This is a genomic window from Schlegelella aquatica (assembly GCF_026013905.1).
GTDB classification, from domain to species: Bacteria; Pseudomonadota; Gammaproteobacteria; order Burkholderiales; family Burkholderiaceae_C; genus Caldimonas; species Caldimonas aquatica.
On record NZ_CP110257.1, the window covers coordinates 573644 to 591718 of the forward strand.

Here is an 18075-nt window from a genome sequence, read left to right on the forward strand (position 1 = left end):
CCTCGTTGGAAGCCGCTAGTGTGCGTCGGTTCCGCGCAGGATGCACCGGGCGCGCCGGAAGGCGGGGCGCCCGGGCCGCGTCAGAGCTCGCCGTAGGAGTGCAGCCCCGAGAGGAACATGTTCACGCCGAGGAACGCGAAGGTGGTGACGGCCAGGCCCACCAGGGCCCACCACGCCGCGACCGTGCCGCGCAACCCCTTCATCAGCCGCATGTGCAGCCAGGCGGCGTAGTTGAGCCAGACGATCAGCGCCCAGGTCTCCTTCGGGTCCCAGCTCCAGTAGCCGCCCCAGGCCTCGGCCGCCCACAGCGCGCCCAGGATGGTGGCGATCGTGAAGAACGCGAAGCCCACCGCGATGGACTTGTACATCACGTCGTCGAGCACCTCCAGCGCCGGCAGGCGCTCGGCGATGCGGCGCCGGGCCAGGAGAATGCCGCCGACGGCCAAGGCCGACACGCCGAAATAGACCATCCAGTAGGCACTGCCGCCCTCGCCGGAGCGCCGAAACACCAGCGGCTCGAAGCACAGCACCACACCGAGCAGCCACAGCGGCGCCAGGCGCCACCAGCGCGTCTCGCCGGCCTGTTGCTTGATGAGGTAGGCGAACGCCACCATCGCGGCGAGCGCGAAGGTGCCGTAGCCGATGAAGTTGGCGGGCACGTGCAGCTTCATCCACCAGCTCTGCAGCGCCGGCACCAGCGGCTGAATCTCGTGCGCCCCCCGCACGACCGTGTACCACAGCAGGAAGCCCACCGCGGCGCTCACGATCAGCATGGCGAAGGCGCCCAGGGCCCGCGTGCGGTACTGGTCTTCGTAGTAGAGGTAGAAGAGCGCGGTCAGCCAGCAAAACAGCACGAACACTTCGTACAGGTTGCTCACCGGGATGTGGCCGATGTCGGGGGCGATCTGGTGGCTTTCGAACCACCGCACCAGCGTGCCGATCAACGCCATCGTGACCGCCGCCCAGGCGAGCTTCGAGCCGATCCGCTCGGCGGTGGCACCGCGCTCGCGGGCGAAGTAGCCGATCCAGTAGAACACCGTGCTCATGAAGAACAGCACGCTCATCCAGAGGATGGCGCTCTGGCTGGAGAGGAAGTACTTGAGCAGAAAGACGTTCTCGCCGGCGGCCAAGTCGGCCCCGAAGGCGTCGTGCACGCGCGCATACAGCCCGATCGCCAGCAACGAGGCGGCGCCGACTGCGAGCATCAGCACGCGCAACGGCGGCCAGAACCAGCCCAGGCCGATCACGGCCGGCACGGCACCGATCAGGATGCCCTTCTCGTAGACGTCCATCGAGGCGCCGTAGCGCGAGAAAGCCACCGCCGCGCCGACGACTGCCAGCACTGCAAAGAGCCAGTCCAACCAGGTGCGGCGCGCGAAATAGCCGGGCGCGTCGAGTTGCAGGGTGGTCGTGTTCATCGGGCCTCCGTGGGCGCGGCCGCAGCCGTCAGCAGGGCGGATTTCAGGGAGTCGAACTCTCGGTCGGCGTCCAGCGTCTTGCGGGTGGACGACAGTGCCGCCACCAACCGGGTGGTGCCGGCCTCGGTGCCTTGGAGCCAGATCCACAGCCGGCGTTCCCTCACATAGAGCATGGCGAAGACGCCCAGCACCAGCAGCAGGCAGCCCAGGTACACCAGCTTCTTGCCCGGCGCACGCGCCAACTGGAAGACGCTGGCCTGCACCTGCTGGAAGTCCTTGAGCTCGAGGATCAGCGGGGCAGGGTAGAAGAAGGCGTCCGACAGCGAGAGCACGGCCTGGGTCATGAAGGCCTGGGTCCGGTCATCGGGGGCGAGCGGCGGCAGGCCGGCCCGTTCGCGGGTGAGCTGCGCGAGCTCGAACAGCACACCGTTGAGGATCCGCACCAGCACCTCCGAGGTGCGGGCGCGGTCCGGCTCGGGCACGTGCTCTTCCATGAAGTCGGCGATCGCCTGCAGGCCGGCCGAGGGCGGCCCGCCTGCGCGCACCGCCTCGGCGCCGGCAAAGAGCCCGAGCGCGCGCCGCGCCGACACCTGCAACTGCTCGGCCAGCTCCGGCTTGCCGGGCGGGGCCGCCTGGCGCACGTAACGCTGCACCGCCTGCTCGCGCGACGAGGCATCGAGCAACGCACTGTGCAGGCGCAGCCAGCCGTCCATGCTGTCGCGGTCATCCGCGGGGATGCGCAGGTACCGGAACGACTCGGCCGGGCTGTCGCGCACGCCGGCCAGGAACACGCGCTGGCCGTCGAGTTCGATCGGCAGCATGTAGTTGTGGAACTCGCGCGCCTGGCCGCTGGCGTCCCGCAGCTTGTAGGTGACCGAGGGCCCCACGTTGCGCAGCGTCTTGTCGCCGGGGGGCTTCGCGCTGGAGCCCAGGTGCTTGTCGAGGCTGCCGATCAGATCCACCTTGCGCACGTCGGCCCCGGCGCCGGCCGCGCCCAGGTTCTCGACATTGATGACGCGCAGGCCGGTGAATTCCAGCGTCAGCTGCTCGTTGCCGTTGCGCAGCGTGGTCGCGTCGCCGACCCGGCCTTCCACGGTGAAAGGCTGCCCTGCGCCTTGCAGGGGCTGGGCTTGCAGCACCACGCGGGAGCCCCCGTCGTCGAAGCTGGATTGGTAGATCGCCACGCCCCGATGGAACGCAGGTTGGTTGACCTTCACCGTCGCCGGGATCGCCTGCTTCGTCTCGTGATCGTGGATCACGATCTCGCTGGCGAAGAGTTTGGGCATGCCCGTCTCGTAGTACTCGACGATGAACTTCTTCAGCTCGATGTCGAAGGGCAGCGGTTGCAGCAGCACGCCGTCGGACTGGTTGAGGATCACCGTGTCGGAGCGGGCGCCCTCGGGCACCAGCATGTTGCCGCGGAAGGTCGGGTTGTCGATGCTGAGCCAGTGCTTGGCCGGCACTTCGCTGACGCGCCCTGAGCCGGCATAGGGCTCCTTGCCGGCGAACCACATCTGCGCGCGCACGATGAGGTCGCCGTCGAACAGACCGCCCAGGCAGATCAGCACGATCGCCGAGTGCGCCGCCAGGTAGCCGATGCGGTTGGCACCGCCCTTCTTGGCTGCGACCATCACGCCTTGTGTCCGCACATCGGCACGCGCCTTCCAGCCGTTGCGCTGCAGCAGGGCCGTCACTCGCCGCAGGGTCTCGTCGCGGGGCGCGGCGAGTTCCGCGCTCGCCTTGTGATGGAAGGCTTGCAGGCTCTGCTCGCGCACATGCTCCTTGTACGTCCTGAGGTCGTGCAGGATCTTCGGCGTGTTCCGGGCGATGCACAGGCTCGTCGAGACGACCAGGAACGCGAGGATGAGCAGGAACCACCACGCGCTGTACACCGAGTACAGCCGCACCGCGCCGAACGCCTCGGCCCAGAAGGGGCCGAACTGGTTCACGTAGTTGACCCAGGGCTCGTGCTGCTTGACGACGGTGCCGATGACGGAGGCGATGCAGATGACCGTCAACAGCGCGATCGCAAAGCGCATCGACGAGACGAGCTCCACCGCCTCGCGCCATGCGCGCGCGCCGGAACGGACCTCGAGACCGGTGGTGGAGCTGGACATGGGGCGATTATCGAGTCGCGGCAATACCGGGGTTCACGGAAAAGAAAAGGCGGGCATCCCTCCCGGGGCCCGCCTCGTTCTTGTTGGCTGTGTCGGCTGGGTGTCGGCGCGTGGCCGGCGCGGGATCAGCGCAGACCCGCGATGTAGTCGGCCACCGCCTTGACCTCGCGGTCCGACATCTTGGCCGCGATCGCCGTCATCTGGGCGTTGTTGTCGCGCGCGCCGCCGCGGAAGGCGACCAACTGAGCCTCGGTGTACTCGGCGTGCTGACCGCTCAGGCGGGGGTACTGCGAGGGGATGCCGGCGCCCGTGGGGCTGTGGCAACCGGCGCACGCGGGCACCTGCTTGTCGGCAATGCCGCCGCGGTAGATGCGCTCGCCCAGCGTGACCAGTGCCTTGTCCTTGGCGAAGCCGGACTTGGCCTGCTTGCTGGCGTAGAACGCGGCCACGTTCTTCATGTCGGCCTCGCTGAGCGCGGAGGCGAAGCCCTGCATGACGGGGTTCTTGCGCTTGCCCGACTTGAACTCGGTGAGCTGCTTGACGATGTACTCCGGATGCTGACCCGCGAGGATCGGGTTGGCGGGGCTGCCGCGCGAGCCGTCCACCGCATGGCAGGCCGCGCACACCTGCGTGGCGATCGCCTGGCCCTTGGCGAGGTCGGGCTGGGCCGGGGCTTGGGCAGGTGCATCGGCCGCAAAGGCGGGAGCCAGCGCGGCAGCGGCGAGCATCAGGGTAGCGATCGATTTCATGGGAGGAATTTTTCGTGGGCCAGCTGCAAAACCCGGGGATTTTACAATGGCCGCCACGATGTCCGATGTCACCCCCTCCGGGGCGGCTGCCGCGCCCGGGCCCGACGCCAAGCGGGCGCTCGCCTGGGCCCACACCGCCCGTTTCCTCGTCACCGCCAGCCAGTTGCATCAGCTGCCGCAGCACGCGTTGCCCGAGATCGCCTTCGTCGGCCGTTCCAACGCCGGCAAGTCGACCGCGATCAACACGCTGACGCAGCAGCGCCGGCTCGCCTTCGCATCCAAGACGCCCGGCCGCACGCAGCACATCAACCTGTTCGAGCTGGGCCCCCGCCAGGCGGCCGACGCCGTGCTGGCGGACCTGCCCGGCTACGGCTACGCGGCGGTCGAGCGCACCGCCAAGCTGCGCTGGCAGGAGGTGATGGCCCGCTACCTGGCCGAGCGCTCTCAGTTGCGGGGCGTGGTGCTGCTCGTCGATGCGCGCCACGGGCCGACCGAGCTGGACCAGCAATTGCTGCGGTTCGTCGCGCCGCGGGTCGGAACCGGGGAGGTGCGCCTGCTGGTGGCGCTCACCAAGGCCGACAAGTTGAGCCGGCACGAGGCCCAGCGCTCGCTGCGCGCTGCCGAGCAGGTGGTGGGTGAGTTCGTGACCGAGCACGCCGACGTGGGCCTGCTGCTGTTCTCGTCGCTGAACCGCACCGGGCTGGACGACCTGGCGCTGACCCTCCATCACTGGGCGCATCCCGTCGCCTAGGTGACGGTGGGGGCCGGGGCCGGCCGGGATACTGTGTCTCGCGCCGCAAGAGCGCGGCGTCCGAGGAGGAACCGATGAGCCCTGTCGAGATGGAGACTTTCACCGCAGAGCTTGCGCACGGCATCCGGCTGGTGTGCCGGCGTGCGGGGCCGGCGGGCGCGCCCGTGCTGGTGATGCTGCACGGCTTTCCGGAAGCGGCTTTCGCGTGGGACGACGTGGCGGCCCGCCTGGCGCCGCGCTGGCGGGTGGTGGCGCCCAACCTGAGGGGCTACGCCGGCTCCTCGACGCCGAAGGACGTGGAAGCCTACCGCGCGAAGCACCTGGTGCAGGACGTCGCCGAGCTGTTGCGCCAGCTCGGCGCGCCCGTGGCGGCGCTCGTCGCCCACGACTGGGGCGGTGCGGTGGCCTGGAACCTCGCGGTGCAGCAGCCGGAACTGATCGAGCGCCTGGTGATCGTCAATTCGCCCCATCCGGCCACCTTCCTGCGGGAGCTCAAGCACAACCCCGCCCAGCAGGCGGCCAGCGCCTACATGAACTTCCTGTGCCGCCCCGACGCCGAGCAATTGCTGGCGGCCGACGACTACGCGCGCCTGTGGCCGTTCTTCGAGCGCATGGGCGCGGCCGCAGAGGGGGGCTGGCTCGACGAGGCGATGCGCGAGCGCTACCGGGAGGTCTGGCGCCAGGGCCTGACCGGGCCGCTCAACTACTACCGCGCCTCGCCGCTGCGCCCGCCCACCGACCGGGACGCGGCTGCCACCCGCGTGGAACTGCGCCCCGAGCAGGTGACCGTCCGGGTGCCCACGCTCGTGCTGTGGGGCGAGGCCGACACGGCGCTGCCGCCTGCATTGCTCGACGGGCTGGAGGACTACGTGCCGAGGCTCACCGTGCGCCGCCGGCCTCATGCCACGCACTGGATCCTGCACGAGGAGCCGCAGTGGGTGGCCGAGCAGATCGAAGCCTTCCTGGACGGCCGTCTCTGAGGGCGGGGCGAGGCGGCCTTGCCGCTCGCGCTGCAGGCCGGGCGGCGCCGCGCGGCCCGTATCGGCCCCTCATCGGGGGCCGTCGAGGTCCTGCAACATGCTGTCTGCCGCGCGCTGCAGCAGCGAGCGGTCTTCCAGCACGGTGACGAGTCCTTCGCGCAGGAGGCGCTCCAGCGCGCGCCGGGTCATCGAGTGCGAATGCCCCACCTGCTGACTGGAGAACAGGAAGAACTGCTTGTTGTCGCTCACCCAGGTGAGCTGCGCCGTGACCCAGCGGCCCTGGACGAACATCAGGTACCAAGTGCCGGGCACCAGCCGGGACTGCCAGGCTTCGCGCGCCAGGCGGCCGGCCTCCGTCTCGGGGTGAGACATCAGGCCGATCGGCACGGTGGGCAGGACACTGCGGTCCACGTCCTCGCCGGAATCGAACCACAGCGGGCCCGAGTCCTCCTCCTCGCGCAACCGTTGCACCAGTTGCTCGGGTGTCAGATCCTCCGGGGCCGGCTCGCGCATGTGCTTGGTGTGCATCGCGCGCAGCTCCGCCAGCACCGCGGCCCGCTGCTCGGTCGGCATGCCGATCAGGTCCAGCCCGCGCTGCAGGCGCTCGGTCATGAGCGGCAACAGGGCGCGCAGCCGGGCGCGGTCCTCGGCATTGCGCATCGGCTGCAGGCTCCACAGCAGCTCGTCGACGGTGTGCAGCAGCTCCGACGTCTCCTGCCCGTCCTCGCCGTAGCGGCTCATCGCCTCGACCAGCACGTCCACCCAGGGGCCGAAGAGGAAGTCGCGCAGGCTCTGGCTGATGGGCGGCCCTTGCCACTGGCGCATCTGCTGGCGCAACACGCTGCGCAACTGCTCGGCGCGCTCGATGCGCTGGAGCTTCTCGACCGCCGCGCGCGAGCGTTCGATCGCCTCGCGGGCCTTGGCATCGATGTAGTCGTTGACTTCCTGCAAGGCCCGGCGGTAGAGCGTCGCGTCCGGCTTGTCTTGCGCCGCGACGCGTCCGACGAGCTGTTCGACGAAAGCGAGAAAGCCGCTCAGGCGCTCGTCCTTCACATCGGCATAGCCTGCGCAGTGAGAGGCGATGCGATCGAGCAGCAGCCAGGTCGGGTGCTGTTGCTCGGTGAGCAGGGTCGGGTCTTGCAAGGCGACGCGCAGCACCGAGACTTGCAGCCGGCCGAGCACGCTGCGCACCGGGGGCAGCAGGCGAGGGTCGGCCAAGATCTGATCGAACAGTTTGGACAGCAGCGACACCAGCTCAGGGTCCGGGCTTGTCGGCGCGGCCCCGGCGGCGGGGGCCTGCAGCTGCTGCAGCACATTGGGTACGGTCACGTGCGGCGCATCGAGCGGGACGGGCAGGCTGTCCGGGGCGATGCGGCGGTTCAGCTCGGCGAGCCGCGCCTCCAGCCCTCCGGGGACCGCGGGCGCGCCCGCAGGAGCGGCCGCCCGCAACTTGCCCAGCACCTGGCCGAACGGATCGCGCGCGGGCGCCGGGCTGGCGGGGGTGGGCACGGCCCGGAACGACAACGGCTCCACCCCCTTTTGCTCCAGGCCGCGGCACAGACTGGCGTACGCCTCGCGCAGCAGGCGCCCCATCTCGCTGCCTGCCGTGCGCAGCAGCAGCATCCTCGGAGCCGTGTCCAGCGGCAGGACCCGGCTCGAATGGCTCAAGGCCCGGGCATATACCTCGGGGCGCAACGGATTCGCCTCGCGCCGGATGGTGGTTTCACCCCGCAGGGCCGCCATGTAGGCCTGCACCTCGCGCAACTCCCATTCCGCCAGCTCTTCGATCTGCATGACCGTGCGCGAGGTCTCGATGTCTTCCTCGGCCTGGCGCTCGTCGACCAGGGTCAGCTCGTCGACGCGCAGACGACCGATCGAGCGGCCGCGCGCGGCGGCTCGATCGTCCATGGCTTCTCGCACGGCCTGGTCGAGGTGGCTCGCGAACGACTCGACCCACCGTGCGCCGTGGCGGTTGAGCGCCTCCATGGCGGCGAAGACCTGCTGGCGGTCCTGCGCGACGGCCAGCGCCATGCTGCTGCTGCGCAGTGACTCGAGGGTGGCCGCGACCACGCGCCGCGCGAAGTCGGGTAGGCCCGCGAGCACGGGTTCCAGATGCAGCTGCAAGGCGTGAGGGGCGGTCATCGATGAGCCAAAAGACGCGCACGAAATGCGCGATTATGAGCCGACCCCGGCCCGGCGGTGACGGGGTTGCATCAGACAGGGGCCAGACGGCGCGGGCCGTCCGATGACCGGCGGGCAAAGTTGGCAAAACCGCCCGGGAGCCCAGAGGGAGTAAAGAGAGGGGGCAAAGAAAAAGGGCTGCCCGCAGGCAGCCCTTTCGTGCGAGAGCGCAGGCGCTCAGGCGGACATCACATGTCCATGCCCATGCCGCCCATGCCACCCATGCCGGCGCCGGCGGCGGGGGTCTCGTCCTTCGGCGCCTCGGCGACCATGGCCTCGGTCGTGAGCATCAGGCCGGCGACCGACGCGGCGTTCTGCAGCGCGGTGCGGGTCACCTTGGTCGGATCCAGGATGCCCATCTCGATCATGTCGCCATAGGTGCCGTTGGCGGCGTTGTAGCCGAAGTTGCCCTTGCCTTCCAGAACCTTGGCGATCACCACGCTCGGCTCGTCGCCGGCGTTGGCCACGATCTGGCGCAGCGGCTCCTCGACCGCGCGCAGCACGATCTTGATGCCGGCTTCCTGGTCGGGGTTGTCGCCCTTGATCTGGCCGGCAGCCTGCTTGGCGCGCAGCAGCGCCACGCCACCGCCGGGGACGATGCCCTCTTCGACGGCCGCACGGGTGGCGTGCAGCGCGTCTTCGACGCGGGCCTTCTTCTCCTTCATCTCGACCTCGGTCGCGGCACCGACCTTGATCACCGCCACACCGCCGGCCAGCTTGGCCACGCGCTCTTGCAGCTTCTCGCGGTCATAGTCGGAGGTCGCTTCCTCGATCTGCACGCGGATCTGCTTGACGCGCGCTTCGATGTCGGCGGCGGCACCGGCGCCATCGATGATCGTGGTGTTCTCCTTGGCCACCTCGACGCGCTTGGCCTGGCCCAGGTCGGCCAGCGTGATCTTCTCGAGCGTCAGGCCCACTTCCTCGGAGATGACCTTGCCGCCGGTCAGGATGGCGATGTCCTCCAGCATGGCCTTGCGGCGATCGCCGAAGCCAGGGGCCTTGACGGCGCACACCTTCAGGATGCCGCGGATGGTGTTGACCACCAGCGTGGCCAGGGCTTCACCCTCGACTTCTTCGGCGACGATCAGCAGCGGACGGCCGGCCTTGGCGACTTGCTCGAGCACCGGCAGCAGGTCACGGATGTTGCTGATCTTCTTGTCGTGCAGCAGGACGTACGGGTTCTCCAGCACGCAGGCCTGCTTGTCGGGGTTGTTGATGAAGTAGGGCGACAGGTAGCCGCGGTCGAACTGCATGCCCTCGACGACGTCGAGCTCGTTCTGCAGCGACTTGCCGTCTTCGACGGTGATCACGCCTTCCTTGCCCACCTTGTCCATCGCCTCGGCGATGATCTGGCCGATCGACTCGTCGCTGTTGGCCGAGATCGAGCCGACCTGGCTGATCTCCTTGCTGGTGGTGGTCGGCTTGCTGATCTTCTTCAGCTCCTCGACCAGCGCGGTCACGGCCTTGTCGATGCCGCGCTTGAGGTCCATCGGGTTCATGCCGGCGGCCACGTACTTCATGCCTTCGCGCACGATGGCCTGGGCCAGCACGGTGGCGGTGGTGGTGCCGTCACCGGCGTTGTCGCTGGTCTTGGAAGCCACTTCCTTGACCATCTGGGCGCCCATGTTCTGGAGCTTGTCCTTCAGCTCGATTTCCTTCGCGACCGAGACACCGTCCTTGGTGACGGTGGGGGCGCCGAACGAGCGCTCCAGGACCACGTTGCGGCCCTTCGGGCCCAGGGTGACCTTGACCGCGTTGGCCAGGATGTTCACGCCCTCGACCATGCGGGCCCGGGCTTCGCCGCCGAACACGACGTCTTTAGCTGCCATAACGTTTCTCCGAATTCCTTGAGTGGTGGGGGTACCGGCTTTACTTCTCGATCACGGCGAAGAGGTCTTCCTCGCGCATCACCAGCAGCTCCTCGCCATCGACCTTGACCGTCTGGCCGCTGTACTTGCCGAACAGCACGCGATCGCCGACCTTCACGTTCGGGGCCACGAAATCGCCCTTCTCATTGCGCTTGCCCGGGCCGACGGCCAGCACCTCACCCTGGTCGGGCTTTTCAGCGGCGTTGTCGGGGATCACGATGCCGGAAGCGGTCTTGGTTTCGTTCTCGAGGCGCTTGACGATCACGCGATCGTGCAACGGACGAAGTTTCATTGCATCTCCTTGGATGAGAAGGCTCTCTCTCAAATGCAATGAGCGCATGTGAGCGCTCATTCACATTCCTGTGCCGCCGCGCACCGCAGTGCCGGCGGCGTTACTAGCACTCGCCAATGGAGAGTGCTAACAGCAGCTGATTATAGGGACGCAGCCCGGCGTTTCAAGGGTGGCTCCCCCGTGTGCCGGGGGGCGGGCGGGGGCCGGCGCGCCTGCGCTGTGCAGACCCAGACGTCGCGCAGACTCAGACGTTGAACAGGAAGTGCATCACGTCGCCGTCCTTGACGACGTACTCCTTGCCTTCCGCGCGCATCTTGCCGGCGTCCTTGGCGCCCTGCTCGCCGCCGTGGGCGACGAAGTCCTCGTAAGCGATGGTCTGCGCGCGGATGAACCCGCGTTCGAAGTCGGTGTGGATGACCCCTGCGGCCTGCGGGGCGGTGGCGCCGATGGGGACGGTCCAGGCGCGCACTTCCTTTTCGCCGGCGGTGAAGTAGGTCTGCAGCCCCAGCAGCTTGAAGGCCGCGCGGATGAGGCGGTTGAGGCCCGGCTCGTCCTGGCCCATCTCTTTGAGGAACATGAGCTTGTCCTCGTCGCTCATGTCGGCGAGTTCGGCCTCGGTTTTGGCGCAGATCGCCACCACCGGCGCGTTCTGCTTGGCCGCGTATTCGCGCAACCGGTCCAGCAGCGGGTTGTTCTCGAAGCCGTCCTCGGCGACGTTGCCGACGAACATCGCCGGCTTGGCCGTGATGAGGCACAGCGGTTTGAGCACGGCGAGCTCTTCCTTGCTGAAGTCGATGGTGCGCACCGGCTGGCCTTCGTTGAGCGCCGCCTGGCACTTGTCGAGCACGTCCACCAGGCGCTGCGCCTCCTTGTCGCCGCCGGCCTTGGCCACCTTGGTGTAGCGCTGCAGGCCCTTCTCGACGGTGGCCAGATCGGCCAGGCACAGTTCGGTCTGGATCACCTCGATGTCGGCGATCGGGTCGACCTTGCCGGCCACGTGGATGACGTTCGGGTCGTCGAAGCAGCGCACGACGTTGACGATGGCGTCCGTCTCGCGGATGTGCGCGAGGAACTGGTTGCCCAGCCCTTCGCCTTTGGACGCCCCCGCCACCAGCCCCGCGATGTCGACGAACTCGACGATGGCCGGCACCACGCGCTCGGGTTTGACGATCTCGGCCAGCTTGGCAAGGCGCGGGTCGGGCAGCTCGACGACGCCCACGTTGGGCTCGATGGTGCAGAACGGGTAGTTCTCGGCCGCGATGCCGGCCTTGGTCAGGGCGTTGAAGAGGGTGGACTTGCCGACGTTCGGCAGCCCCACGATGCCGCATTTGAGGCTCATGGCGGGCGTCTTTCGAGGCGTTGGGGGAAACGCGCGATTTTATGCGGGGGCGCACGCCCGGCGCCGAAAGCGGGAATGGCCGGCGGGCCGCCGGCCGCCTTCAGAACTTGTACCGGGCCCGTCCCCGCATGCCGGGCTGGAGCAGGCACTCGACGCCCTCGAGGATGATGGCGTTCATGCCGAAGGTGATGGCCCCGTCGAGCCGAGGGTCGCGCCGGTAGCCGGCCAGCGTGTCGCCCGGCTCGTGGCCCGGCGTGCCCGTGGCCGGGTCGACGTTGGGGATGGGGCAGCGCGCGCAGGGTTTGACGAGGGCCAATCGCACCGTGCCCTGCGGCGTGTCGATCTCCAACTCGTCCAGGTGATCTTCGGCGTGAGGATCGAGCGGCTCGTCCCCACCGTCGATCACCAGGTTGGGGCGGAAGCGCTCCATGCCCACCGGCGCGCGCCCGGCCGCGGCGAGCCGGGTGTTGAGCTCGTCGAGCGCCGATTGCGAGGTGACGAGCAAGGGATAGCCGTCGCTGAACTGGTTGAGCGCCTCGCGCCCGCCTGTCCAACGCAGGCTCGAGAGGCGGCGTTGCTCGGGGTCGAAGCGCACCAGTCGCACGCGCTGGCCCAGGAAGTCACTGAACCATTGCGCCGCCAGGTCGCCCATGTCGTAGGCAGCCACCTCGTCGTCCCACACGCGCACGCGCGTGGGCGCCTCCACCGTGTCGTAGGCGATGTGCAGCGCGATCATGCCGGGCGCGCGCAACACCATGTCGTGCGGGCGCAGTTGCGGCCGCACCAGCGCCAGGCGCGGCCGCTGCCGTTGAGTCAGGAACTCCCCCGTCTCGTCCACCACCATCCAGGCGCGGTCGAGCTCCAGGCCGGTTTCAACGAGCAGGGCTTCGTCGAGCGCGACGCCCGCGCAGGACTTGACCGGGTAGACGTACAGGGAGTGGATGCGAAAGCGCAAGTCCTCGTTCACAGGCATGCCTCGGCGGTGTGGAAGCGGGGGGCGGTGATGTCGCGAGGTGCAGATGCGGCGGCCGGCCCCTGAGGATGGGCGGCCGCTCGTGACGTCAGCGGATCAGTCCCTTCAGTGTGTCCTTGAGTCGATCGCGCGGGCGGACGGGCTCGGAGGCCGCGCCCTCCGGCGGGGAGGGCAGGCCCAGCTCCTTGCGCAGCTTGTCCTCGATCCGGCTCTTGACGGCCGCCTCGGCCGCCGCGGCGGCGACGGCCGACCATTGGATCTGCCAGTCCACCGCCTCCAGCGGCCCCGTCAGCCGCACCGGCAACGTCAACCCCCGCAGCCGGGCGAGGTCGCTCCCGCCCTGGCCCTTGGAGGTGTCGGTCACGGTGGCGCGCAGCGTGTAGTCGATGCGATTGCGTCCGATGTCGATGGCCCCGGCACCGCCGAGCCGCAGGAAGGGGCTCTTGGCGTCGAGGTCGTCGTTGCGCGCCACCCCTTGCGCGATGTCGAAGGTCGCCGAAAGCTCGCTGAAGTCGGTTTCCTCGGTCTGGCTCGCCCGCTGCAGGGCGTCCTGGCGCAGGGACAGCGCGGCCTTGGCCTCGCGCAGCGTGCGGGCGAGGTTCACGCCCTTGATGGCGCCGTCGCGCACCTGCACCGTCGCCTTGCCCGCAAGCCGCGACTTCATCTCCTGCAGGCTGCGACCGGCGCTTTCCACGTCGAGCTGCAAGCGCCCGGTGCCGCGCAGCAGGTCTTTGCGGGCGACGTCGCGCAACGCCGCTTCAACGTCGATCTGCTGCGCTTGCGCCTTCAGCACGACCCGCTGGGCGCGCGCATCGGCGAAGGCGCTGCCCTCGACGCGGCCGCCCCACAGGCCGGCTGCATAGCGCGGCACGCGAAGCATCCCGCCTTCCAGGTTGGCGTCCAGGCGCAGGTCGCGCAGCCGGTAGGGCTTCCAGCTCAGCTCACCGGCCGTGAGCGCGAGGCTGCCCTGCCATTCCCGCAGCACGGAGAGGTCCACCGGCGTGTCGGGCGGCGTGGGGGTGGGCGAGGCCGCGGCCGAGGCGGGCCGCTCCGCCCGCTCGGGCAGCAGCCGGTCGAGATCGAGCCGGGCGAAGCGCCCTTGCATGTGCACAGTCGGCACCGTCCCCGTGAAGAGGGCCCGTCCTCGAGTGTCGAACTCGTTGTCGTTCAAGGCGCCTTCGAGCTGCCACTGCGCGGCCTGGGGAGAGGCCGTCGCGCGCCCGCCGAGCCGCGCGTCCAGCGGCTTGAGCTTGGGGTCTTCGATGCGCAGCCTGCCTGCGAGCGCGTCGAGCGCGACCGAGCCCTTCTCGGGTTGCAGCGCGAGATCGGCCCTCAGCTCGCCTGTCAGCTTGCGCGGCCCCGTGCCCTCCAGCCGTGCCTCGAAACCCGGCAGGCGCAGCAGATCGAAATTGCCCACGGGCGCGGCCGACGAGAACGTCACTCGCAACGGCTGTTCGCCCTTGAGCTCCACCTGGCCTTGCATCGCGCTTCCCGTCAGACGCTCGCCGGTCACCTCCAACGCGGGCCAGCGCAGCTGGGCCTTCAGCGGATGCTTGTCGCGCACCGCATCGAGCTGTACGTCGAGCTCTTCGAGCCGCAGCGCGCGACGGGCCGGGTCATACGCGAAGCGCCGCGCCTTCAGCTCGGAGGGCTCGAACCTGAGCGAGCCGATCTCGGCTCGGGTGCGCAGGACGAGGTTCTCGGCCTGCAGCGCACGCGACCCCGCCTCGTACACCAGCGAGCCTTGCATGCCGGCGTCCAGCCCGCGCACGCCGAGCGCCTCGCCCCGGTAGGCGAGGTGCATGTCCGAGAGTGTCAGGCGCGAGGCGGCCCGGTCGAAGCGCAGCCGGGTCTTCCCCGACAGGCGCCCTTGCACCCCGGGCTGCAGCAGTTCGAGCGTGGCGTCGACCTCGACCGGTGCGCTCAGCTGGTCGGCCAGGCGCCCGCTCTGCAGCCGCCGCACGACGACATCGCCGCGCAATCCGCCGAGCTCGTCGTGCACCGTGACGGTCGCGTCCGAGAGGTCCAGCGCCGCGACGTCGAAGTGCAGGGGGCCGCTCTTGCCCGCGCTGTCTTCGGGGCCGTCGTCGCGCCCCAGCAGATCGTCGATGTTCCTGCGGCCCTGCGCGTCGCGCAGGTAGCGCAGCGTCAATCCGCGGGCCTCGATGCGGTCGATCACGAGCGACTTGCGCAGCAGCGGCCACACCTCCACGGCCAGCCGGGCATCGCGCAGGGCGAGGAAGGTTTCCTGCGGGCGTCGGTGCTCGCTGAGGGAGACGCCTTGCAGCCGGACTTGCAGGCGCGGCCAGAGCTCGAGTTCCAGGGGGCCTTCGATGCGCAGTTCGCGCTGGCGATGCTCTCGCACCCACTCGATCAGCACGCCTTTGTAGCGATCGGCGTCGAACGTCGCCACGAGATAGGCGCCGATCGCGCCGGCGAGCAGCACCACGCCGCCCAGCCCCAGCGCCCCCCACTGCGCCCATCGTTTCATTCTCGTGTCCATGGTCCCAGCTATTGTGCCGGGGTTGCGCCGCCGACGCCGGCACGAACGCCGGCTGCCCCGAGGCGCCGCGGGGTGGTGCTGCGCGCGGGTTTCGAGGGGCAGGGGCTCCCTACAATGGCGCGATGAACTCCGGCTACGACGTCTTCGTGCGCGGCAGCGGCATCGTGGGCAAGACGCTCGCCCTCGCGCTTGCCCGTCTCGGTCTTTCCGTCGCGATCACCCGCGTGCCGACCGGCCCAGGGGCCCTGCGCCCCGGGCACGGGCTGCCCGGGCAGGAGGACGTGCGCGCCTACGCGCTCAGCGAGAAGTCGGTCGCACTCCTGCGCGCCGTCAAGGCGTGGGACGCCCTGCCGCCGGCGGCGGCCACCCCGGTGTACGAGATGCGCATCGAAGGCGATCTGCGCGGCGCCGGAGCGCTGGAGTTTTCCTCCTGGGAGCAGGGCGTGGGCGAGCTCGCCTGGATCGTCGATGCGGCCGCGCTCGAAGTCGCGCTGGCGCAGGCGCTGCGCTACCAGCCCCACGTGACGGAAGTCGACGCGCCCGTCGAGGCCGACCTCACCGCCATCTGCGAAGGCAAGGAGTCGGCGGCGCGGGCGGCTCTGGGCGTGGAATGGCAGCGTTTCGGCTACGGCCAGACGGCGATCGCGGCGCGCCTCGTGGCCGATCGCCCGCACGCGGGTGTGGCGCGTCAGTGGTTCCGCTCGCCCGACATCCTGGCTCTGCTGCCGTTCGGCCGTCCCGAGCCCGAGGTCTCCTACGGGCTGGTGTGGTCGCTGCCGCAGGCGCGCGCAGCCGAGCTGATGGCCCTGGACGATGCCGCCTTCCTGCACGAGTTGCAGTCCGCCTGCGGCGAGGAGGTCGGCCACCTGCAACTGCGCTCGACCCGCGCGGCCTGGCCGCTGGCGCTGGCGCGCGCCAGCCGCTGGTGCGGGCCGGGGTGGGTGCTGCTCGGCGATGCGGCTCATGTCGTCCACCCGCTGGCGGGGCAGGGCTTGAACCTGGGGCTGGCCGATGTGGAAGCCCTCGCCCGCATCCTGCAGGACAGGGAGCCCTGGCGAGCGCTGGGCGACGAGAAGTTGCTGCGGCGCTACGAGCGCGAGCGCGCCGCGCCCACCTGGGCGATGGGCCGCGTCACCGACGGGCTGTTGCATCTTTTCGCGCACCAAGGCGCTCCGCTGCGGGAACTTCGCAACCGCGGCCTGGGTCTGGTCAATCGGCTGGGGCTTCTCAAGCGCTGGCTGACGGCGCGTGCGCTCGACTCATGAGCGCACCCGCCGCGCCTGCGGTGCCTGGGCGCGCTTTCGGGCGTCGGGCTCGCCGGTGGTTCGTTTCGTTCGCCTCGAGGAATCTTTCATGAAGCATCGTCTCGCGGCCGCTGCCGCTTTGCTGGCCTGCGTCGCTCCGTGGGCCGCCGCGCAGGAGGCCACCATCCGCAAGAACCTGGCCGAGCGCCTGCCCAACCTGCCCACCATCGACGAGGTCAGCAAGACGCCGGTGGCCGGCCTGTACGAGGTGCGCATCGGCACCGACGTGCTCTACACCGATGCCGAGGGCAACTACCTGATCCAGGGGCAGATCTTCGACACCAAGGCGCGGCGCAACCTTACCGAGGAGCGCCTGGCCAAGCTCACCGCGATCGATTTCGCCAGCCTGCCGCTCAAGGACGCCGTCGTCTGGAAAAGCGGCAACGGCAAGCGCAAGCTGGCGGTGTTCGCCGACCCCAACTGCGGCTATTGCAAGCGCTTCGAGCGGGACTTGCAGTCGGTCAAGGACGTCACCGTCTACACCTTCCTCTATCCGGTGCCCATCGGTGCCGACTCGGTCGAGAAGTCGCACGCCGTCTGGTGCGCGAAGGATCGTCTGAAGGCATGGCAGGACTGGATGCTGCGCGACGTGCCGCCTGCGCAGGGCGCGAAGTGCGACACCGGGGCGGTGACCCGCAACACCGAGTTCGCGCGCAAGCACCGTATCACCGGCACGCCCACGCTCGTGTTCGAGGACGGCACCCGCGTGCCGGGCGCCATCGGCGCCGACCAGCTGGAACAGCGCCTGGCGCAGGCCGCCAAGCGCTCGTAGGAGCCAAAGAGCCGGCAGCCGGGCCGCCCCAGCCGGCCGGGCTGGCACGACTCGCCGCGCCTGCCTCGTGGCGAGGGGCACGGCGGCCGGCGGGCGCGGCTCAGCGAACCGCAGGCGCAGGCTGGGTCGCCAGGCGGGTGGCCTCGGCGGCGCGGTTCTTCGCCACGAGCGTGTCGTAGGCCACCGGGTCGAAGGCCTCCGATTGCAGCAGCGCGTACTCGCCGTTGGCTTGCGCGCGACGCAGCTCAGCCACCACCTCGGCGCGGGTGCGCGTGCTGCGGGCCTGGGGGAAGTAGCCTTCCTCGTACACCTTCATCTCGCCATTCGCCTGGGCGCGGCGCAGCTCGGCCATCACTTCGGCGCGGCTCTTGGTCGAGGCGGCGTTGGACTCGGGGAACGGGGTCGCTTCCTGGGCTTGCGCACCGAAGGACAGCAGCGTGGCAGAGGCGACGAGGGCAGAGGCAAACAGCTTGTTCATGGTGGTTCCTTTCGATGTGTCGTGACGGTCGGATGGGACCGGGGCATGGCCCGCGGTGCCCTGGCAGGCGCCCCGACTCCTGGCGACCGGTGGGTCGGGTGAGCGAGGCATCTGCCGATCCGATGTCGAGAGATTAGGGTTTCCACCAGTTTGCAAAAAGGCCGTCTCTGGAAACGGATCATTGCGCCAGCTCGAACGATGGCGAAGGCGCGTCGGCGGGTGGCCGGTCCCGCCTCGTCGTGAGCCGTCGTCCAGAAGTTGTCGCTTGGCACGGGGAGCCTGACCGGGGGCCGGACCGGCAGGCCGGGAAGCGCGCAGGAGCAGGCGATGGAGGCCGAGGCTCTGCTTGG

General features: G+C 69.6%; 14 protein-coding genes. 4 read left to right on the plus strand and 10 right to left on the minus strand.

The window, feature by feature from the left end; translation table 11 throughout:
* Positions 1 to 80: 80 nt before the first annotated feature.
* The 3 genes from ccsB to OMP39_RS02610 form a co-directional block, all read right to left on the minus strand.
* Positions 81 to 1418, minus strand: a complete 1338-nt coding sequence (gene ccsB, locus OMP39_RS02600; RefSeq protein WP_264893249.1) for a c-type cytochrome biogenesis protein CcsB — start codon at positions 1416 to 1418, stop codon at positions 81 to 83.
* Complete coding sequence (locus OMP39_RS02605) at positions 1415 to 3535, minus strand: cytochrome c biogenesis protein ResB (protein ID WP_264893250.1); 2121 nt, start codon at positions 3533 to 3535, stop codon at positions 1415 to 1417. Before OMP39_RS02605 ends, ccsB begins: the two co-directional genes overlap by 4 nt.
* 125 nt (positions 3536 to 3660) lie before the next feature.
* A complete protein-coding gene (locus OMP39_RS02610) occupies positions 3661 to 4284 on the minus strand; it encodes a c-type cytochrome (RefSeq protein ID WP_264893251.1) in 624 nt (207 codons plus the stop codon).
* Between the two features lie 58 nt (positions 4285 to 4342).
* Between OMP39_RS02610 and yihA the strand changes: the two genes are divergently transcribed.
* Both yihA and OMP39_RS02620 read left to right on the plus strand, forming a co-directional pair.
* Positions 4343 to 5035, plus strand: a complete 693-nt coding sequence (gene yihA, locus OMP39_RS02615; RefSeq protein WP_264893252.1) for a ribosome biogenesis GTP-binding protein YihA/YsxC — start codon at positions 4343 to 4345, stop codon at positions 5033 to 5035.
* A gap of 74 nt (positions 5036 to 5109) precedes the next feature.
* Entirely contained in the window at positions 5110 to 6015 is a 906-nt protein-coding gene (locus OMP39_RS02620; RefSeq protein WP_264893253.1) for an alpha/beta fold hydrolase, read from the plus strand.
* 69 nt (positions 6016 to 6084) lie between these two features.
* Here OMP39_RS02620 and OMP39_RS02625 read toward each other — a convergent pair whose 3' ends face one another.
* The 6 genes from OMP39_RS02625 to OMP39_RS02650 form a co-directional block, all read right to left on the minus strand.
* Complete coding sequence (locus OMP39_RS02625) at positions 6085 to 8157, minus strand: DUF1631 domain-containing protein (RefSeq protein WP_264893254.1); 2073 nt, start codon at positions 8155 to 8157, stop codon at positions 6085 to 6087.
* A gap of 227 nt (positions 8158 to 8384) precedes the next feature.
* Positions 8385 to 10025, minus strand: a complete 1641-nt coding sequence (gene groL / locus OMP39_RS02630; protein WP_264893255.1) for a chaperonin GroEL — start codon at positions 10023 to 10025, stop codon at positions 8385 to 8387.
* Between the two features lie 40 nt (positions 10026 to 10065).
* Complete coding sequence (gene groES / locus OMP39_RS02635) at positions 10066 to 10356, minus strand: co-chaperone GroES (protein WP_264893256.1); 291 nt, start codon at positions 10354 to 10356, stop codon at positions 10066 to 10068.
* A gap of 244 nt (positions 10357 to 10600) precedes the next feature.
* Complete coding sequence (gene ychF / locus OMP39_RS02640) at positions 10601 to 11695, minus strand: redox-regulated ATPase YchF (RefSeq protein WP_264893257.1); 1095 nt, start codon at positions 11693 to 11695, stop codon at positions 10601 to 10603.
* 100 nt (positions 11696 to 11795) lie between these two features.
* A complete protein-coding gene (locus tag OMP39_RS02645) occupies positions 11796 to 12662 on the minus strand; it encodes an MOSC domain-containing protein (RefSeq protein ID WP_264893258.1) in 867 nt (288 codons plus the stop codon).
* A 94-nt stretch (positions 12663 to 12756) separates the two neighbouring features.
* Positions 12757 to 15159, minus strand: coding sequence for an AsmA family protein (locus OMP39_RS02650; RefSeq protein ID WP_264893259.1), 2403 nt, complete (start codon positions 15157 to 15159; stop codon positions 12757 to 12759).
* 134 nt (positions 15160 to 15293) lie between these two features.
* On the opposite strand from OMP39_RS02650, the gene OMP39_RS02655 reads away from it, so the two are divergent.
* Together OMP39_RS02655 and OMP39_RS02660 are read left to right on the plus strand one after the other, a co-directional pair.
* Positions 15294 to 16436, plus strand: a complete 1143-nt coding sequence (locus OMP39_RS02655) for an FAD-dependent monooxygenase (RefSeq protein WP_264893260.1) — start codon at positions 15294 to 15296, stop codon at positions 16434 to 16436.
* Positions 16437 to 16524: 88 nt separating this feature from the next.
* Positions 16525 to 17247 carry a DsbC family protein gene (locus OMP39_RS02660; RefSeq protein WP_264893261.1) on the plus strand — a complete coding sequence of 241 codons (723 nt, stop codon included), beginning with the start codon at positions 16525 to 16527 and terminating at the stop codon, positions 17245 to 17247.
* Between the two features lie 100 nt (positions 17248 to 17347).
* On the opposite strand, the gene OMP39_RS02665 is transcribed toward OMP39_RS02660, so the two are convergent.
* Complete coding sequence (locus OMP39_RS02665; RefSeq protein WP_264893262.1) at positions 17348 to 17725, minus strand: DUF4148 domain-containing protein; 378 nt, start codon at positions 17723 to 17725, stop codon at positions 17348 to 17350.
* Positions 17726 to 18075: the final 350 nt, after the last annotated feature.

What these genes read in the sequence shown, in the direction of transcription:
- ccsB (WP_264893249.1), bottom strand. Translation starts at nt 1,418, where the DNA reads ATGAACACGACCACCCTGCAACTCGACGCGCCCGGCTATTTCGCGCGC.
- OMP39_RS02605 (WP_264893250.1), bottom strand. Translation starts at nt 3,535, where the DNA reads ATGTCCAGCTCCACCACCGGTCTCGAGGTCCGTTCCGGCGCGCGCGCA.
- OMP39_RS02610 (WP_264893251.1), bottom strand. Translation starts at nt 4,284, where the DNA reads ATGAAATCGATCGCTACCCTGATGCTCGCCGCTGCCGCGCTGGCTCCC.
- yihA (WP_264893252.1), top strand. Translation starts at nt 4,343, where the DNA reads ATGTCCGATGTCACCCCCTCCGGGGCGGCTGCCGCGCCCGGGCCCGAC.
- OMP39_RS02620 (WP_264893253.1), top strand. Translation starts at nt 5,110, where the DNA reads ATGAGCCCTGTCGAGATGGAGACTTTCACCGCAGAGCTTGCGCACGGC.
- OMP39_RS02625 (WP_264893254.1), bottom strand. Translation starts at nt 8,157, where the DNA reads ATGACCGCCCCTCACGCCTTGCAGCTGCATCTGGAACCCGTGCTCGCG.
- groL (WP_264893255.1), bottom strand. Translation starts at nt 10,025, where the DNA reads ATGGCAGCTAAAGACGTCGTGTTCGGCGGCGAAGCCCGGGCCCGCATG.
- groES (WP_264893256.1), bottom strand. Translation starts at nt 10,356, where the DNA reads ATGAAACTTCGTCCGTTGCACGATCGCGTGATCGTCAAGCGCCTCGAG.
- ychF (WP_264893257.1), bottom strand. Translation starts at nt 11,695, where the DNA reads ATGAGCCTCAAATGCGGCATCGTGGGGCTGCCGAACGTCGGCAAGTCC.
- OMP39_RS02650 (WP_264893259.1), bottom strand. Translation starts at nt 15,159, where the DNA reads ATGAAACGATGGGCGCAGTGGGGGGCGCTGGGGCTGGGCGGCGTGGTG.
- OMP39_RS02655 (WP_264893260.1), top strand. Translation starts at nt 15,294, where the DNA reads ATGAACTCCGGCTACGACGTCTTCGTGCGCGGCAGCGGCATCGTGGGC.
- OMP39_RS02660 (WP_264893261.1), top strand. Translation starts at nt 16,525, where the DNA reads ATGAAGCATCGTCTCGCGGCCGCTGCCGCTTTGCTGGCCTGCGTCGCT.
- OMP39_RS02665 (WP_264893262.1), bottom strand. Translation starts at nt 17,725, where the DNA reads ATGAACAAGCTGTTTGCCTCTGCCCTCGTCGCCTCTGCCACGCTGCTG.